This window comes from Pseudomonas sp. PA-4-8C (assembly GCF_021606625.1).
Classification (GTDB): Bacteria; Pseudomonadota; Gammaproteobacteria; order Pseudomonadales; family Pseudomonadaceae; genus Aquipseudomonas; species Aquipseudomonas lactis.
In genome coordinates this window covers 21,937-35,262 of record NZ_WKCD01000004.1, presented here as the reverse complement: position 1 = coordinate 35,262, position 13,326 = coordinate 21,937, and the positions used below count along the sequence as shown (strand labels likewise).

At 58.6% G+C, this 13,326-nt stretch carries 13 protein-coding genes and 1 pseudogene; 6 read left to right on the top strand and 8 right to left on the bottom strand.

Annotated elements, in window-relative coordinates:
- Positions 1-278: 278 nt before the first annotated feature.
- The 3 genes from GIW04_RS01715 to GIW04_RS01705 all read right to left on the bottom strand — a co-directional run bounded on the left by GIW04_RS01715 (position 279) and on the right by GIW04_RS01705 (position 1,645).
- Positions 279-575: a hypothetical protein gene (locus GIW04_RS01715; protein WP_034134657.1), complete on the bottom strand. Its 297-nt coding sequence runs from the start codon at positions 573-575 to the stop codon at positions 279-281.
- A gap of 300 nt (positions 576-875) precedes the next feature.
- Complete coding sequence (locus GIW04_RS01710) at positions 876-1,475, bottom strand: putative adenosine monophosphate-protein transferase Fic (protein WP_034134658.1); 600 nt, start codon at positions 1,473-1,475, stop codon at positions 876-878.
- The gene (locus GIW04_RS01705; protein ID WP_120247828.1) at positions 1,475-1,645 is read right to left on the bottom strand and encodes a YhfG family protein; all 171 of its coding nucleotides are present in this window, start codon (positions 1,643-1,645) and stop codon (positions 1,475-1,477) included. The genes GIW04_RS01710 and GIW04_RS01705 overlap by 1 nt, the downstream gene beginning before the upstream one ends.
- A gap of 175 nt (positions 1,646-1,820) precedes the next feature.
- On the opposite strand from GIW04_RS01705, the gene GIW04_RS01700 reads away from it, so the two are divergent.
- The 3 genes from GIW04_RS01700 to GIW04_RS01690 all read left to right on the top strand — a co-directional run bounded on the left by GIW04_RS01700 (position 1,821) and on the right by GIW04_RS01690 (position 5,603).
- Positions 1,821-2,996: a tetratricopeptide repeat protein gene (locus tag GIW04_RS01700; RefSeq protein ID WP_057709545.1), complete on the top strand. Its 1,176-nt coding sequence runs from the start codon at positions 1,821-1,823 to the stop codon at positions 2,994-2,996.
- 225 nt (positions 2,997-3,221) lie between these two features.
- Positions 3,222-5,159 carry a RecQ family ATP-dependent DNA helicase gene (locus tag GIW04_RS01695; protein ID WP_120247829.1) on the top strand — a complete coding sequence of 646 codons (1,938 nt, stop codon included), beginning with the start codon at positions 3,222-3,224 and terminating at the stop codon, positions 5,157-5,159.
- A gap of 12 nt (positions 5,160-5,171) precedes the next feature.
- Positions 5,172-5,603: an acyl-CoA thioesterase gene (locus GIW04_RS01690; protein ID WP_003187697.1), complete on the top strand. Its 432-nt coding sequence runs from the start codon at positions 5,172-5,174 to the stop codon at positions 5,601-5,603.
- Positions 5,604-5,749: 146 nt separating this feature from the next.
- Here the strand turns inward: GIW04_RS01690 and GIW04_RS01685 are convergent.
- The 3 genes and pseudogenes from GIW04_RS01685 to fdhD all read right to left on the bottom strand — a co-directional run bounded on the left by GIW04_RS01685 (position 5,750) and on the right by fdhD (position 9,757).
- A pseudogene (locus tag GIW04_RS01685) lies at positions 5,750-6,222 on the bottom strand (glycine zipper domain-containing protein).
- A gap of 350 nt (positions 6,223-6,572) precedes the next feature.
- On the bottom strand, positions 6,573-8,921 hold the full coding sequence (locus GIW04_RS01680; protein ID WP_003187701.1) for an FdhF/YdeP family oxidoreductase: 2,349 nt from the start codon (positions 8,919-8,921) through the stop codon (positions 6,573-6,575).
- Positions 8,918-9,757 (bottom strand): formate dehydrogenase accessory sulfurtransferase FdhD, encoded by an 840-nt coding sequence (gene fdhD, locus GIW04_RS01675; RefSeq protein WP_003187702.1) that lies wholly within the window; start codon positions 9,755-9,757, stop codon positions 8,918-8,920. The genes GIW04_RS01680 and fdhD overlap by 4 nt, the downstream gene beginning before the upstream one ends.
- A gap of 242 nt (positions 9,758-9,999) precedes the next feature.
- Here fdhD and lysM point away from each other — a divergent pair, with 242 nt between their 5' ends.
- On the top strand, positions 10,000-10,440 hold the full coding sequence (gene lysM / locus GIW04_RS01670) for a peptidoglycan-binding protein LysM (protein ID WP_003187704.1): 441 nt from the start codon (positions 10,000-10,002) through the stop codon (positions 10,438-10,440).
- 127 nt (positions 10,441-10,567) lie between these two features.
- Here the strand turns inward: lysM and yrfG are convergent, their stop codons facing one another.
- On the bottom strand, positions 10,568-11,233 hold the full coding sequence (yrfG, locus tag GIW04_RS01665; protein ID WP_003187706.1) for a GMP/IMP nucleotidase: 666 nt from the start codon (positions 11,231-11,233) through the stop codon (positions 10,568-10,570).
- Positions 11,234-11,320: 87 nt separating this feature from the next.
- On the opposite strand from yrfG, the gene nudE reads away from it, so the two are divergent.
- A complete protein-coding gene (gene nudE, locus GIW04_RS01660; protein WP_032894100.1) occupies positions 11,321-11,887 on the top strand; it encodes an ADP compounds hydrolase NudE in 567 nt (188 codons plus the stop codon).
- Entirely contained in the window at positions 11,884-12,720 is an 837-nt protein-coding gene (cysQ, locus tag GIW04_RS01655; RefSeq protein ID WP_057709548.1) for a 3'(2'),5'-bisphosphate nucleotidase CysQ, read from the top strand. The genes nudE and cysQ overlap by 4 nt, the downstream gene beginning before the upstream one ends.
- 127 nt (positions 12,721-12,847) lie before the next feature.
- On the opposite strand, the gene GIW04_RS01650 is transcribed toward cysQ, so the two are convergent.
- Positions 12,848-13,303: a thioesterase domain-containing protein gene (locus GIW04_RS01650; RefSeq protein WP_003187710.1), complete on the bottom strand. Its 456-nt coding sequence runs from the start codon at positions 13,301-13,303 to the stop codon at positions 12,848-12,850.
- Between the last annotated feature and the right edge of the window lie 23 nt (positions 13,304-13,326).

Genomic DNA, 13,326 nt, shown 5'->3' with positions numbered 1-13,326 from the left:
ATCAAGTTGATAGGAGGTTATTTTCAGTCGGCTACGCGTAACTGGTATAGAGGGTTGAACGGGTATTTGAAGCAGTTTGGGAAACGGACGACGTGACGTTTGGCGGTGTCTTACAAAAGCCTCCGGCATTTATGGCTTGCAACGATGTAATGGGTAAAGCTGATCAATTGTAGGAGCGAGCTTGCTCGCGAAAAACTCAGGGGCGCCGCGTTTTTTCTGATTTACCGCGTCATCGTTGGCGATTTTCGCGAGCAAGCTCGCTCCTACACAGGTGTTGCTTAGACTTGCGCTTGTTCAGGTTGCAGCTGAACGTGTTGCGCGGCTTCCAACAAATCACAGCCGTCCTGAACGAGCAGGTACAGCGCATTAATGATGTGGGAAATGTCTTTGAGGTCGGCGTGGTCGAAGGTCAGGCAGGAGAAGGTTTCCAGTAAGTCGCTGGCAGCGCGGATACGCTGGTGGGCGGCCGATTGGATATCTTCAGCTTTGGCTGCAGTGTCTATGACAAGAGGGTGGGTGGCGGTGAAGTTGGTGCGTAGCTGACGATAGCGGTCCATCGTTTCAGGTATTTGCATTTGAACGTACTCGGTTTGCTGTTAGGTAACCGACATCACCGTGGCCAAACGGTGGGTGGCGGACTGTGCGCGGGTTGGCCAGCCGGAAACAGCAATCCGACACGTCCGAAGACGTCCCACACACAGCCGCCATAGCAGTGCGTTACGAGACGATAGACGCTCGCAAGGCAAGTAATGGCACTTATGTGTGCTGTTTTCAGGTGACCAAACCCGGTCGCTGAATTGGCAGCGACGAGCCGAACCTTAAAAGTGAGTTTGTTCTCGAGCAATAAACAGATAGTTTAGTCGTTCGAAGTTCGATCAAGCACTCAGAGGCCTACCGATACACCGCTCAAAAATCGCTTCCAATCCCCGATAGTCACACGCCACCGCGTCAATATTCGCGGGTATCCAGGCCGCATGTTTTACCAGCCACCAATTCACCGAAAACCCCGCATTCACGATGATCTGTTCAAACAGGATCCGCTGCGCCCGTCCATTCCCCTCGCGGAAGGGGTGAATGACGTTCAGGTCGCCATAAGCTTCAGCGATTTGGCGCACAAGATCAGCCTGAGTCGCACCGACATACCAATTGGCGTCTTGCATATGCCGGACGATTTTCGCCGCTTCTGGTGGAATACGCTCCGGGGTGCAAAACAGCGTGTCGCCTTTCTGGATGTTGACGCTGCGCAGTTCGCCGGCCCAGTCATAAATGTCACCGAACAGTATGCGGTGAATGTGTTGCAGGCGATCAAGGTCGTAGGGCGGCGGAAAGAGTGGAAGGTTGCCTATGGCGATTTCGGATAATTCCCGCTCGGCCTGGTGCAGGCGTGCTTCATCGAGTAAATCGAGGCGGTTGCGCAGGATGCTGCTACTGGGATAGCAGTACGGGTCCTGGCCCACCCCGTATTTGTCGAGCATCAGCGTGAGGTGTTGCGGTACTTGGCAAGGACGGCTTCGCGTGTCGGCAGGGGTTTTTCGACGTCGGTCGGTTGGGTATCGAACCCTTCCAGGCGCAGGCTGGCCAGGTAATTGGAACGGCGGATCTTGTGATAGTGATCCTGTTTTTGCTCAAACGTCAGTTCGCTCATCGCTGCGTCCTCTTGGAAAGCAAGGCTTGATTGTAGCGCAATGCGTAGCTCGGTAGGCGGGATAAAAACCCCGTCACAATCTGTATAAAAAATCTGCCAGCGAGCTCATTTCAGCGTATGTTTCACCGCAAAATCTTGTAGGGCGATTCCGCCCACTACTTAAAGGGAGTTAAGCATGGGTTTGCTGCGTGTCGCCTCGGCGATGTCTTTGTGTGCGGTGGCGTTTTCTGTCCAGGCCGAGCAGTTGCCGATTGAGGTGCTGAGCGCGGTGGTCAAGGACCAGAAAATCGCCGATGCCGAAGTTTTGCTGCAACGTAACGGCGCACAGAACGTGGTGGGCCGTACCAACGCGCAAGGCCAGGTCACGCTGACCAGTGAGGCGGCTGACGATGCCAGCAACCTGCTGATCATCAAGAAGCCTGGCTATTCCAACCTGGTGGTGAAGTGCCCGTGCAAGGGCATGACCTATGCCATCAGCCCGGTGATGGAAAACCTCGACGGCCTGCGTGTGGTGTTGACCTGGGGCAAGGCTCCGCGTGACCTCGATTCCCATATGATCTTCCCCGGCAATAACATCTTCTTCAACAATAAAAAGGGCACCGACGCCGAACTGGACGTGGATGACACCGACAGCTATGGCCCGGAGACCATCACCCTGCAGAAAAAGCATTACGGCGAAAGCTACGTCTATGCCGTGCACGACTATTCCAACAGCGGCTCTCCCACCTCCAGCGAGTTGTCCAACAGTGAGGCCAAGGTGTTCGTGTATATGGGGCAATCCCTGGTACGCACCTACTATGTGCCGCAGAACCGCACCGGCAACCTTTGGACCGTATTCCGCATGACCGGCAGTGGTGACTTCCAGGACATCAATACCTTCACCGGCGTGAGAGTCGGCGCCGAAGATGTGCTCAACGAGGTCAAGCCGTTGCTGGATGACAGCGTGGCCGTCACCGCCGTGACGGTGAGCTCGTCGGTACAGGCCGATGCGAAAAAGCTGAACCTCAAGGGCGAAGCGGCCTACCAGGCCGGTAACCTGGACCAGTCCATCGACTTCTTCCGTCAAGCCATCGAGCTGGATAACAGCTTCGGCAAGGCTTACGGCAACCTGGGCCTGGCGTATCAGAAAGCCGGCAATACTGCGGAGTCGATCTGGGCCAACCGCAAGGCTATCGCCCTGGCCACCGGTACCAATGCCGCGACCGTGCGTGCCGGTGCCTACTACAACATTGCACGCATCTATGAAGCGGCCGGCCAGTTCCCGGATGCGTTGCGTCATTACCAGTTGGCCAAAGAGCAAAAGGCCAACCCGGTGTATGACACGGCGATTGAGCGGGTGCAGAACCGCTGATTCAGCTGTAGCTCGGTTGTGAAATGTGGGGGAGGGCCCGCCAGCTCCCACATTTTTGTCTGCTACGTCCTGCTACTTTCTCGGAAAATTCCCACTTCGGCCCTGGGCCATCCCTCCCCCTGTGTATCATCCTGTCTCTTTTTTCCTTGCGACCTTTCTCGATTCGCCGAACTTACTGGGCTACGTTTTTAAGCCACGTTCAGCGGTCAATGGAGTGACAGCCTTATGCACGACACCCTCCAGCAGGTCTTTGGTTACCCACACTTTCGCTTGGGCCAGGAAGAGACGGTCAGCGCCGTGCTGGCTGGGCGTTCTGCCGCCGCCATTTTCCCTACGGGGTCGGGCAAATCCTTGTGTTACCAGTTGTCGGCCGTGTTGCTGCCGCACCTGACGCTGGTGGTGTCGCCGTTGCTGGCATTGATGCAGGACCAGTTGGGTTTCCTGCAGCGCCATGGCATTTCGGCGGGCAGTATCGATTCGGCCCAGAGCCGTGATGAAGCCAATGATGTCATGGCCCGTGCGCGATCGGGCGAGCTCAAGATCCTGATGATTTCCGTGGAGCGTTTGAAGAACGAGCGTTTCCGTAATTTCCTGAACAGCGTGCAGATCTCGTTGCTGGTGGTGGACGAGGCGCACTGTATTTCCGAATGGGGCCACAACTTCCGCCCGGATTATTTGAAACTGCCGGACTACCAGCGCCAGTTCAACATCCCGCAGGCGCTATTGCTGACGGCCACGGCCACACCCAAGGTGATCGCCGACATGCAGGCCAAGTTCGCCATTGCTGCCGAGGATGTGGTGACCACGGGCTTCTATCGCTCCAACCTCAACCTGCTGGTGGAACCGGTCAGCGGCCACGACAAACGCCGCAGGCTGGTGGAGTGGATGAAAGCGCGGGCCAACCAGCCGAGTATCGTCTACGTCACCTTGCAGAAAACCGCCGAGCAGATTGCCGAGCATCTGAACCGCCACGGCATTCAGGCCGAGGCTTATCACGCGGGGTTACCCCACGAAAAGCGCGAAGGCATCCAGCAGCGTTTCATGGGCGGGCGTTCCAATTGCATTGTCGCAACCATCGCGTTTGGCATGGGCATCGACAAGAGTGACATCCGCAATGTCGTGCACTTCGACTTGCCCAAGTCCATCGAGAACTACAGCCAGGAGATCGGCCGCGCCGGGCGTGACGGGCAGCCGTCGGATTGCCTGGTGTTGGCCAACCGCGACAGCCTCAATGTGCTGGAAAACTTTGTGTACGGTGACACGCCGGAGCAGGAAGGCATTCGTCGTGTGCTGGAGGAGTTGCAGGCCGCGCGTAGCGAAGGGCAGTGGGAGTTCTTGCTCAGGTCGCTGTCGGACCACAGCAATATTCGCGAGCTGCCGCTCAAGACGCTCCTGGTGCAATTGGAGCTCAAGGGCGTGATCGCACCGCGCTATGCGTTTTATGCGGAATACCGGTTCAAATACCTGATCGAGCCCGAGGCCTTGCTGGCGCGCTTTTCTGGCGAACGGCAGCAGTTTGTCGCGGCGATCATCCAGGTGTGCAAGCGCGCTAAAACCTGGGCGACGGTCGATTTCGATGCACTTTATCAACAGCACAATGCCGAGCGTAGCCGGGTGGTGAAGGCACTGGATTATTTTCAGGAGCAGGGCCTGATCGAGCTCGAAAGCAAGCAGATGACTGAGGTCTACAGTTTGCTCGACACTCATTTCGACCCGCACGCGTTAAGCGCCGAGTTATACACAGGCTTCAAGCAGCATGAGGTGACGGAGGTCGCGCGGATCCACACTATGCTCGACCTGTTCGCCACTGAGCACTGCCTGGGGCAACGCCTGGCGCGCTACTTTGATGATGAAAATGCGCCCCAGCGTTGCGGGCATTGTTCGGTGTGCTACGGCCAGGTTGCCCATCTGCCGGCACCGCCGAGCCTGCCGTCGCTTGTGGATAAAAACTTCATGGGGCTGTGCGGTGATTTTATCCACAGGCATCATGAGTACACGGGGCAATTGCCGAATGCGGAGCGTTTGACGCGTTTTCTTGGCGGTATCAGCGTACCGTTGTTTACCAAGTTGAAGGCGCGGGGCATTCCCGGTTTTGCTGCGCTGGAAGACTATCCCTACGCCGAGGTGCGCGACTGGGCCCATGCTCAATTGGATCAACTTTGACGAGACTTGCCGATGCCTGACTCAACGCCTGTGCGCGACGATTACCGCCACTTCCAGCCGATCACCACGCGTTGGCACGACAACGATGCCTACGGCCATGTGAATAACGTCACCTACTACAGCTTCTTCGACACCGCCGTTAATACCTACCTGATCGAACAGGGCGGGCTGGATATTCATGACGGTGAGGTGGTGGGGTTTGTGGTGAGTTCGGCCTGCGATTACTTCGCCTCGATTGCTTTCCCTGAGCGCATTGAAATCGGCCTGCGGGTAGGCAAGCTGGGCAATAGCTCGGTGCAGTATGAACTGGCGGTATTCAAGGCGGGCGAGCAGGAGGCGTGTGCGGCGGGGCGCTTTGTCCATGTGTTTGTGGACCGAGCGTCGAACCAGCCAGTGCCGATTCCGGGGATGTTGCGCGAGGCGATGCAGCGCTTGTTGGTTTGAGGCACCTACAAGCAACCCAGACCAAATGTGGGAGTCGGGCTTGCCCGCGATGGCGCAGTATCAGGCAATACCTCTAAACCTGATTCACTGCTATCGCGGGCAAGCCCGGCTCCCACACTGGATGTGTTCGTCAGAGCACGTATTGATCAGTCGCGATAACGATGCTTGTTCTTGCGATGCCCATAGGCATGGCCGCGGCCTGGGTGGCCATCGCGGTAGTAGCGACGATCGTCACGGTCGCGATCGCGGTAATGGCGGCTGTCGCGATCACTTTCGTTACCCATGTAGTTGCCCAGCGCGCCGCCCGCGCCACCGCCGGCTGCTGAGCCGACCAATGCACCGGTACTGCCGCCGACGCTGCGACCCAAGACGTTGCCGCCGGCTGCGCCCAGTGCGCCACCGATGGCGGCTTCGCCACGGCTACGCTTGTCTGCGCCGACCGCGCTACCGCCAGCGCCGCGCCGATGGTCGAACCGGTATTGCCGCCCAACTGCTGGCCGACAACGGAACCTAGAACCCCACCCAATGCGCCGCCTACACCGGCTTCGGTGGTGCCGCCAGCCATGGCTGCGCCACTGACCAGGCCAAGGGACAACAAGAGAATCGAGGAGAACTTCATTCAGGGAAACCTCAAGGGATGACGGCGCGATCCTGAGGTTGTATCGAGCCGCTGACAATCGAAATCCGACCGGCGGCAGAGGTTGTATACAATTTGCTAAGTTACTGTTTTGTATCGGGAACTTAAGTCGTTTTTACAGGTCTTTAACTACTTCGGAAGGGCCGCTTTTATGCAAAAGCGGCCCTTTTTTTGTGCCTGCAGAATGTGCGGTGATTGTGCTGGCCTCTTCGCGGGCAAGCCCGCTCCCACACGGGGATGGGTTCACAATTGAGAATGTGTGAACCGATCTAATGTGGGAGCGGGCTTGCCCGCGAAAGCGGTAGTTCAAGCAACACATATCTCGGATCAAGTCAGGCCGAGCGCGCCATGATCAACCCACTGTCACTCGCCGCTTCCAAGCGAATCGCAACAAACTTCGACGTTGGCGTATGGCTACCGTCGCCAGTGCTTTCCAATGGCACCAACGGGTTCACTTCCGGGTAGTAAGCCGCCGCCTGACCCGCCGGAATATCAAACGCCAGCAGCGTAAAGCCTTTCACACGGCGCTCACGACCGTCTTCCCACAGCGACACGATGTCTGCCTTCTGCCCCGGCTTGAAGCCCAGGCGGATGATGTCGGCTTCGTTGACGAACAGCACGTCACGCTGGCCTTTGACCCCGCGATAACGGTCGTCCAGGCCATAGATGGTGGTGTTGTACTGATCATGGGAGCGCATCGACTGCATGATCAGGTCCGGCACCCGGCCCGTGGCGTGGGTGCGTTCGTGGATCAGGTCTTTGGGCAAGATGTTCGGGCGGAAGTTGGCGCGGCCCGACGGGGTGTTCCAACGGCGTGCGCCGGCGGAGTTGCCCAGGTAGAAGCCACCTGGGTGTTTGATCTTCTCGTTGAAGTCCTTGAAGCCTGGGATGGTGTCGGCGATCAGGTCGCGGATGCGCCCGTAGTCAGCCACCAGCCAGTTCCAATCCACGGGCTTGCTGCCCAGGGTGGCGGCAGCAATGCCCGCCAGGATCGCCGGCTCGGACTTCATCAGTTTCGACAACGGTTGCAGTTGGCCGTTGGAGCCGTGGACCATGCTGAACGAGTCTTCCACCGTCACCGCTTGCGGGCCGTCGGCCTGAATGTCGATGTCGGTGCGGCCCAGGCACGGCAGGATCAACGCGTCTTTACCGTGCATCAGGTGGCTGCGGTTGAGCTTGGTGCTGATCTGCACGGTCAGGTCGCAATTGCGCAGCGCTTCGAAGGTGCGCGTGCTGTCTGGCGTGGCTTGGGCAAAGTTGCCGCCCAGGCCGATAAAGACTTTGGAGCGGCCTTCAAGCATGGCGTGAATCGCTTCCACCACGTTGTGGCCGTTGTCTCGCGGCACCTGGAACTGGAAACGTCGCTCCAGCGCGTCCAGAAACGCCGCCGGTGGGCGTTCGTTGATGCCCATGGTGCGGTCGCCCTGCACGTTACTGTGGCCACGCACCGGGCACAGCCCTGCGCCTGGGCGGCCAATATTGCCGCGCAGCAGCATCAGGTTGGCGATTTCCTGGATGGTCGGCACCGAGTGTCGGTGCTGGGTAATCCCCATCGCCCAGCACATGATCACATTCTTGCCTTTGGCGTACATGCGCGCCGCTTGCTCGATCTCCACCAGGGTCAGGCCGGACTGCTCGACGATTTCCTCCCAGGAGGTGTCGTCGATCTGGCCCAGGTATTCCAGGACGTTGGCGGTGTGTTCGTTGAGGAAGTCGTGGTCGAACACTGCTTCCTTGCCTTCGGCCAGGGCTTGGCGTTCCCACAGCAGCAGGAATTTGGCCATGCCACGCAAGATCGCCATGTCGCCACCCAATGCCGGGCGGAAGTAGGCGGTGTTGGTTGGCTTGTCGCCGTTGGTGAGCATTTCCAGCGGATGTTGGGGGTGCTGGAAGCGCTCCAGGCCGCGCTCTTTCAGTGGGTTGATACACACCACCTGGGCGCCGCGCTTCACCGCTTCGCGCAGAGGCTCGAGCATGCGTGGGTGGTTGGTGCCAGGGTTCTGGCCCCAGACGAAAATGGCATCGGCATGCTCGAAGTCATCAAAGGTCACGGTGCCTTTGCCCACGCCCACGCTCTGCGCCAGGGCTACACCGCTGGCTTCGTGGCACATGTTGGAGCAGTCCGGGAAGTTGTTGGTGCCATAGGCGCGTACAAACAGCTGGTACAGGTAGGCAGCTTCGTTGCTGGCGCGGCCCGAGGTGTAGAACTCGGCCATGTTCGGGCTGGGCAACGCGTTGAGGTGCTTGCCGACCAGGTCGAAGGCGGCTTCCCAACTGATGGGCGTGTAGCGATCGGTCTGGGCGTCATAGCGCATCGGCTCGGTCAGGCGGCCCTGATATTCCAGCCAATAGTCGCTTTGTTCCAGCAAAGCCGTGACGCTGTGCTTGGCGAAGAAGGCCGCATCGACGCGGCGCTTGGTGGCTTCCCAGTTGACTGCCTTGGCGCCGTTTTCGCAGAACTTGACCATGCCGCTTTCCGGTGAGTCGCCCCAGGCGCAGCCCGGGCAGTCGAAGCCGCCGTTCTGGTTGGTCTTGAGCATCATGCGCAGGTTTTTCAGGGCGTTGTCGCTGGTCAGCCAGGCTTGCGCCACGCTGATCAGGGCGCCCCAGCCACCGGCTGGGCCTTTGTAGGGCTTGTAGCGTGGGGTTGGGGTCTGGTCGGCTTGGTGGTGAAGGCTCATGGCTGGTGCTCCATCGCAGGGCTATAGACCCGTGGCGCGCTTTTTTGCGGCAGGTGGATGAGGTTGAGGTTGTGCCGGCGCGCCCATTGCAGGGCCAGGCCGGTGGGCGACGACAGGCTGACCAGGGTCTGGATGCCCGCGCGCAAGACTTTCTGAATCAATTCCAGGCTGCAGCGGCTGGTAACAATCGCCAGGCCGCCGTCGGTCGGAATCTTTTGGCGGATCAACGCGCCAATCAATTTATCCAGAGCGTTATGCCGGCCGATGTCTTCGCGACCCATCAGCAATTCGCCCTGGCTATTCATAAACACTGCCGCATGCACGGCACCGCTGTGTTGGCCCAGGGGTTGGAATGCGCTGATACGCTGGCGCAGGCCATCGAGCCACTGCGCCGGCGGCAAGGGCGCGCCGGGCAGTACCTGGAGGTCGGGCAATGCTTGCTCTACCGCTTCCACGCCACACAGGCCACAGCCGCTGGTGCCCGCCAATTGGCGGCGTTGCTGCTTGAGGTTCCAGAACGCACGGCTGGAAACCTGTACCTGGGCGTACTGGGCTGCGCCTGAACCGCTGATTTTCAGGTCATAAATGTCGTTAACGTCGGTGATAATGCCGCTGCCGAGGCTGAACCCTACAATGAAGTCTTCCAGGTCCGTAGGCGTCACCAGCATCACCGCCTGGCTGATATCGTTATAGGCAATCGCCAACGCCACTTCTTCGGCCAGCGCAGTGCTGGCGACTTCTGTGTGTTCAAGATTGCAATAGTGATAGCTCTGGCTGGCGACGGGCGCGGTCGATTCAAGAGCGGGCGCCGCGCAGTGAGGGCGCTTGGCGTTCATGGGGCAGTACCACCGGCGGATTGATCAGTGTTTAGACTAGGCGCGACAAAGGGTCACGTCTAATCGCCAGTATTGATCTATTGATAGAGGGCGTCGATCAAGGTTCACCGGCGTTTTCGTCGGGCTTATTCCAGGTAGGGTTGATTGGGATACTTTTGAGTCTTTAGCCAGTCTGGAACCCAAGTCGGCAGGACTGGTCTAGTCTTGGGCATCTGGAAATTAAATCCCAAGGAGAGCGCACCATGAGTATTTTTAGCTTTATCAAAGAAGCCGGCGAAAAGATCGTCGACCTGTTGACGCCGGGTAATGCGAACGCCAGTGAGCAGTTGAAGGAGCATGTGAGCAAGGTGGGCCTGGGTAATCCAAACGTGCAGACCACGGTGGATGGCGACAAGGTCACGGTGACCGGTGAAGTGGCCACGCAGGAAGAGAAAGAGAAGATCCTGTTGGCGCTGGGCAACATTGCCGGCGTGGCAAGTGTGGATGACCAGATCACTGTCACTGGCCCTGCGGTTACCGCTGCTCGTTTCGTTGTAGTGAAAAAGGGCGATACCCTCAGCGCGATTTCCCTGGCGGTGTACGGTAACGCCAACCAGTACAATAAGATTTTCGAGGCTAACAAGCCACTGTTGTCGCACCCGGACAAAATCTATCCAGGCCAGACACTGCGTATCCCTGAGTAATACGCAGGATAAAATGAGGAAGCTCGCCCTTTTGTAGGAGCGAGCTTGCTCGCGAAAAACTCACAGGCACCGCGTTTATCCAGGAAGCACGCGTTATCGTTGACGTTTTTCGCGAGCAAGCTCGCTCCTACATAAGCCCGGTAATAAGTTCTCGATAATCCCCGACGGCTGCAAATTCTGCGGTGTCCTTTGGTCCTTTCTTGCTATCAGGCTCCTTCACTGCCAGCAAATGACCGACACCGAAATCCCGAGCGCTGCGCAGGATCGGCAAAGTGTCATCTATAAACAGGCTACGGGCCGGATCAAACTGGATATCCGCTTGCAAGGCTTGCCAGAATTGCGGGTTCTCCTTGGGAAAACCGTAGTCGTGAGAGCTGATCAATCGCTCGAAATACGGCGCCAGTTCAATGCGTTCCAACTTCAATGACAGCGAATCACGATGAGCGTTGGTGATCATGATCACGCGCTTGCCGGCCTGTTTGATCGCCGCCAGGAACGTATCGGCATCCGGGCGCAGGGCGATCAGGTGGGCGGTTTCCAGTTTGAGTTCGCGCACCGGAATCTTGAGTTCGGTGCTCCAGAAATCCAGGCAATACCATTGCAACTGTCCGGCGTTACGCTCAAACAGCGGTTGCAGCTCCATCTCGGCCATGGCCTGGCTCACACCGTGCAGCTCGGCGTAGCGCTGGGGCAGGTGCTCCATCCAGAAGTGGTTGTCGTAATGCAGGTCGAGCAGGGTGCCGTCCATGTCCAGCAGGACGGTGTCGATGGCGTGCCAGGGCAGAGAGGGCATGGTGGGGTCTCATGTAAGTAAAGATATCCGACACAGACAATCGGAAAAGCCACGGTATAGTAACCCGATCACGCCAAGGAGCCGTTTATGCGCCAGAAACCCACTGTCCTCGCCCGCGAAATAGTTGCCAGTAGCCGTTTGTTCCGCGTGGAGGAAGTGCAATTGCGCTTTTCCAATGGCGTTGAGCGCACCTACGAGCGTCTTGTCGGGCGTGGCACGGGCTACGGCGCCGTGATGATTGTAGCGATGATCGATGAAGATCATGCATTGCTGGTGGAAGAATACTGCGGCGGCACTGACGAATATGAATTGTCATTACCCAAAGGCCTGATCGAGCCCGGCGAAGACGTGCTTGCAGCGGCAGACCGCGAACTCAAGGAAGAGGCCGGCTATGGCGCACGGCAGTTGGAGCACATCACCGAGCTGTCATTGTCGCCCGGCTATATGAGCCAGAAGATCCAGGTGGTGTTGGCTACCGATCTTTACGAAGAGCGCCTTGAAGGTGATGAGCCCGAACCGATGCGGGTAGACCGGGTCAACCTGCGTGAGCTGTCGGCGCTGGCGCAAAACGAGCAGTTCAGCGAAGGTCGTGCCCTGGCTGCGCTGTATCTTGTAAGAGACCTGTTGACCCAGCGTGGAGCGTTCAACGCATGAGCGAACTGTTTTTAGGCCATCCGTTTATCGCCCCGGTCATTGAGCTGGCGCGCCAGGCCGGTGAAGCTATCCTGCCGTACTGGCGTGCCGATGTAGCCGTGACCTCCAAGGCGGACGATTCACCCGTGACGGCTGCCGACCTGGCTGCCCACCATCTGATTCTCGCAGGCCTCACCGCGCTGGACCCAAGTATTCCAGTGTTGTCTGAAGAGGACGCCGATATCGATCAGCGTGTGCGTGCCGGCTGGCAGCGCTGGTGGTTGGTGGATCCCCTGGATGGCACCAAGGAATTCATTTCCGGCAGTGAAGAATTCACCGTCAATATTGCATTGATCGAACAGGGCCGTGTGGTGTTCGGCGTGGTGTCGATACCGACCACTGGCCGTTGCTACTTCGGCGGCGCGGGCCTGGGGGCTTGGCGGTCGGACGTCAATGCCGCGCCCAAGCAGATTCAAGTGCGCCAGACCAGGGCTGCGGGCGAAGCCTTTACCGTAGTGGCCAGCCGTCGTCATACCAGCCCTGAGCAGGAGCGCTTGCTGGAGGGTTTGAGCGAGGGTTTGGGTGAGTTGAAATTGGCGAATATCGGCAGTTCGTTGAAGTTTTGTTTATTAGCCGAGGGCAGTGCCGATTGTTATCCGCGCCTGGCGCCGACGTCGCAGTGGGATACCGCAGCGGCCCAGGGTGTATTGGAAGGGGCGGGGGGCGAAGTGTTGGAGTTGAATGGCAAGCCGTTCAGCTACCCGGCGCGGGAGTCGTTGCTGAACCCGTTCTTTCTGGCATTGCCAGCCAAGGCCGCCTGGCGTGATCGGCTGTTGACCCTGGCCAGATCTTAAGATCACTGCAGAGCAAAATGTGGGAGCGGGCTTGCCCGCGATGGCGGAGTGTCAGTCGTACAGGTATTGGCTGATCCACCGCTATCGCAGGCAAGCCAGCTCCCACATTAGCGTTATGGAGTGGCTGCTAGCGATGCAGCACGTACTGGCCGGTAAAGACGACGGCATGCTCTTCACTGCCTTCATTCACAATCCACGTCTCCAGCGCCAACCGCGCCCGCCCATAGCGCTGATAGGTCGCCACAAAGCGCTTCCACACCTTCTCCTGCGGCGCCGCGCAAATGGCTGTCGCGTCCTGGGTCACCGGCAGTGGGTAGCTGATCTGCCCTTCCTGAATCACGATGTGCCCGTCCTCAATCCCGGCTTCACGCAGCTTCAGGTGCAGCCAACCCCAACCTGCCAGCACGGCGCCGCAGTAGAGGCTGCCGCCGAACATGGTGCTCTTGTGGTTGATATTGGCTTGCAACGGCAGGTGCAGTTGCAGTTGGTCGTGTTGCCAGTCGAGCACCCTGAGGCCCATTTCCCGGGTGAGTGGGATGTCATGGTGAAGGATGGATTCCAGGTAACGGCTGTCGCGGCTCATGGCGGCCTCTTCGTGGGTGGACG